This window comes from Micromonospora sp. HM5-17 (assembly GCF_003762835.1).
Classification (GTDB): Bacteria; Actinomycetota; Actinomycetes; order Mycobacteriales; family Micromonosporaceae; genus Plantactinospora.
In genome coordinates this window covers 1-3,577 of record NZ_RJWA01000027.1, presented here as the reverse complement: position 1 = coordinate 3,577, position 3,577 = coordinate 1, and the positions used below count along the sequence as shown (strand labels likewise).

Sequence of the window (3,577 nt, the reverse complement as noted above, 5' to 3'; positions counted from 1 at the left end):
CGGAACCAGCTTCTCCCGCGACGGCTTACCCGCCGTGCCCTTGTCCGCCCTGTCCTTGTCCGCGGTCACCGACATCGACGCCACACCGTGCGGCTGATGCTCGACCGCAGCCTGCGCGGCCACAGCCGGACCAGCGACCACACCACCGGCAACCGCCAGGCCGGCAAGACCCAGCGCACCCTGACGAACCACAGAAGCCTGCGTGACAGCCGGAAGCCATCGGAACATGGTCATCTTCACGATGGTTTTCCTTCCATTCGGGGGTGAACACCCCACCCACGCGGGCGGGGCATCAATGGACATTCGGCCCGCACCAGGACCAGCCGTCCCGGGGACCAGAAAACGCCGGGCGCCATGGGGGTGGCGCTCAGGCGAACACTCCATGTAACGACCGCGGGCCCGCGATCATTCCCGGGCCACCTCGCCACCAGCCCAGGCCAGCGACGGTGCTACTCGGCCGTACCCACCATGTAACGACCGCCGGCCGCCCATCATTCCCCCGCACCGACCCCGACCGCCAACCCGAACCCGTCACACCGACACACCGGCCCGACAACGGACGATCTCGACGCCCCGCCAGGCCGTCCTGCCCCGTCGGTGGTGCCGCCCTCACCCGACGGTCACGATCCGGCGCAACGGTGACGAACGCCGATACCGCTCCGGTCAGCGCGCCGGTACCGGGTATCCGGGCCGTCGTTCCCAGCCGTCGACAGTGGACCGTCCACGGGCTCCTGGCCGAGCCGCGGAGGCAGAGCCCCTACCGGCTGAGTCGGCGGATCGCCAGCTCGGCCAGGAGAGCCGCCCCGTCGGCGAGGACGCTGTCGTCGTACGCCGCCCGGGGCGAGTGGTTGGCGGGCGCCGTCTCCGGGTCGTCGCCCGCACAGGCGCCGAGGAACACGAACGCCCCGGGCACCCGGTCCAGGATCCGGGAGAAGTCCTCGGAGCCGGTCATCGGGTGCGGGAGCTGGGTGAAGCGCGCCTCGCCGAAGACCTCCCGGACGGTGGCCGCGACGAACTCGTGCTCGGCGGCGTCGTTGACGGTCGCGGGGTACTCCGCCTCGTACCGTGCCTCGGCCCGCAGGCCGTGCGCGGCGGCGATCTGCTCGCAGAGCCGCACCGCGTACGCCCCCACCTGCTCGCTCACCACCGGGTCGAAGGTCCGCACCGTCGCCTCGAAGGTCGCGTCGTCCGGGATGATGTTCCGCCGGGTGCCGGCGTGGAAGGTGCCGACGGTGATGACCACCGGCTCGAAGGTACTGAACCGGCGGGTCAGCATGGTCTGCAGCGCGGTGACCATCTCGCACGCCGCCGGTACGGGATCCAGCGCCGACTCCGGGCGGGAACCGTGCCCACCCGCGCCGACGACCCGGACGAAGAGTCCGGCGGAGGCGGCCATCAGGGGGCCGGGCCGAGACGCGAAGACCCCACGGTCCAGGATCGATGACAGAACGTGCAACCCGTACGCCGCCGCCACCGGACGTCCGGCGGCCTCCAGCACCCCTTCCGCGATCATGTGACCGGCGCCGTCGTAGCCCTCCTCACCGGGCTGGAACATGAAGACCACGTCTCCGGCGAGCTCGGCGCGCCGGGCCGCGAGCAGTCGGGCGGCCCCGACGAGTCCGGCGGTGTGCAGGTCGTGTCCGCAGGCGTGCATGACGCCGGGATGCCGGGACCTGAACTCCAGCCCGGTCTCCTCGGTCACCGGCAGCGCGTCCATGTCGCCGCGGAGCAGGACCACCGGGCCGGGCCGGCCACCGCGCAGCACCGCGGTGACGGAGCTCAGGCGCGTACCGGTGGTGACCTCCAGCGGCAGCGTCGCGAGCGCAGCCAGCACCCGCTCCTGGGTACGCGGCAGGTCGAGCCCCTGCTCCGGGATCTGGTGCAGTTCCCGACGCAGCGCCACCAGTTCGTCCTGAATCTCCGCCGCGTCCTCGCGCAGGCTCATCCGCCGCCCCCATCGTCGTCCCGCCGGCCAGGACATCCTCGCCGAGCAGGAAGGATGCTATCCATGCGGCGTGGACCTCCGACAGGCCAGGACGTGGTCCGATCCACCCGACGCCGACGTCAGGCGCTAGACCCGGACGGGCCCGTCGGCCCTCGCGACGGTGCGCGCCGCGCGATACCGTCCGATCGTGGACCACGCCGAGGAGGGCGCGCGGATCGCCGCCGACCTGACCGGGTGGCTGGCGCGGCTGGCATTCACGGACCAGACGACGAACGAGGTCACGAACCTATTGATCGACTCCGTGGCTGCCTGGGCGATGGCCCAGGGCTGGCGGGTGTACCGACGGGCCGCGAGCGTCATGCCACTCCCGCCCCCGTACGCCCACCGGAAGTCCATCGTGGACCTCGGCTGCGCCCGCCCCGCCGGCGCGCCGGTCGTCGTGGAGGTCGACCACTCCGACCGGCGGCGCACGATCGAGAAGCTGCGGTTGGAGGCGGAGGCGGGCCGGATTCCGATCTGGGTGCGCTGGGGCGAGCGTGGGCTCGAGCCGGCGCCGGCGCCGATCGCGACGGTTGCCCTCCACGTCTCGTCCCGGCCCGGTCCCGGCCGAGTCGGGCGGCTGCACTCTCGGTCGTCGGCGACCCACCGACCGGCACCCATGCACTCCGGCACCGAGATCCGTGCCGCCGAACAGGTCGACCTGTTCGCAACAACCGTTCCGGACAGCCCGGCCCAGGACGACCCGGCGGACGACCGGTGATGATGGCCCACCGGGACAAGCGCGAACGGCGCTCCCACCGGCACCGTCGTCGGGTCCGTGACCGCTCCGGTCAGCGTCGGGCCGCGGCCAGCAGTCTCATGAGTTCGTCGACGCCCAACGGCCTGCCCTTCGCCTCAAAGAAGTTCGGTCCGTCTCCGTACGGGGTGCCGTAGGCGGGAGTGCCGGGTTGGAAACGCCACCCCTCGGCGAGCGGACCGGCGTCAACGGTGTCGTAGCCGATCGCGTCGAAGAACTCGGTCACGGCCGCCTTGGCCTGCGCCTCGTCACCGGCTATGGGCAGTGCCGTACGGTCGGCGGCGCCGGAGGGCCGGGCCAGTTCGCCGAGGTGCCGGAAGAAGATGTTGTTGAAGCCCTTGACCACCCGCGCCGTCGGCAGGTGTCGCTGCAGCAGCTCGCTGCTGGTGGTGGAGCCTTCGTCGAGTTCGGGGAACCGCCCGTCGCGCTCGGGGTAGTAGTTGTTGGTGTCGATCACGATTCGGCCGGCGAGCGGCTCGACCGGCACCGACCGGTACGCCCGCAGCGGGATGGTCACCACCACCAGGTCGCCTGCCGCGGCGGCCTCGGCCGGCGTGCCGGCCCGGGCACGTGGTCCCAACTCGGCCACCAGCTCGGTCAGGGTCTCCGGACCGCGTGAGTTGCTCAGTACCACGTCGTACCCGGTGGCGACCGCCAGCCGGGCGACCGTGCCGCCGATATGACCGCTGCCGATCAGTCCAATGGTCGTCATGTCTTTCCCGAACATCCGGGTCGGCGGGCGCATTCCGGTTATGTGCCGTCGAGGCCCGGCTGGGGCGGAAGCCGGCATCGTAAGAGGTCACCCGGGGCGACGAGCCCGAACGAGGTCGGAATAC

3 protein-coding genes and 1 pseudogene are annotated in these 3,577 nt (G+C 71.7%); 1 reads left to right on the top strand and 3 read right to left on the bottom strand.

Annotated features, from left to right (window positions below):
• Together EF879_RS27090 and EF879_RS26740 are read right to left on the bottom strand one after the other, a co-directional pair.
• Positions 1 to 240 (bottom strand): annotated as a pseudogene (locus EF879_RS27090) (hypothetical protein); the annotation flags it as partial.
• A 517-nt stretch (positions 241 to 757) separates the two neighbouring features.
• Positions 758 to 1,945, bottom strand: a complete 1,188-nt coding sequence (locus tag EF879_RS26740; RefSeq protein WP_123563345.1) for a M20 family metallopeptidase — start codon at positions 1,943 to 1,945, stop codon at positions 758 to 760.
• Positions 1,946 to 2,132: 187 nt separating this feature from the next.
• Between EF879_RS26740 and EF879_RS26735 the strand changes: the two genes are divergently transcribed.
• Positions 2,133 to 2,705, top strand: coding sequence for a hypothetical protein (locus EF879_RS26735; RefSeq protein WP_233604777.1), 573 nt, complete (start codon positions 2,133 to 2,135; stop codon positions 2,703 to 2,705).
• 70 nt (positions 2,706 to 2,775) lie between these two features.
• Here EF879_RS26735 and EF879_RS26730 read toward each other — a convergent pair whose 3' ends face one another.
• Positions 2,776 to 3,453, bottom strand: coding sequence for an NADPH-dependent F420 reductase (locus EF879_RS26730; protein ID WP_123563343.1), 678 nt, complete (start codon positions 3,451 to 3,453; stop codon positions 2,776 to 2,778).
• Positions 3,454 to 3,577 lie beyond the last annotated feature (124 nt).

What these genes read in the sequence shown, in the direction of transcription:
- EF879_RS26740 (WP_123563345.1), bottom strand. Translation starts at nt 1,945, where the DNA reads ATGAGCCTGCGCGAGGACGCGGCGGAGATTCAGGACGAACTGGTGGCG.
- EF879_RS26730 (WP_123563343.1), bottom strand. Translation starts at nt 3,453, where the DNA reads ATGACGACCATTGGACTGATCGGCAGCGGTCATATCGGCGGCACGGTC.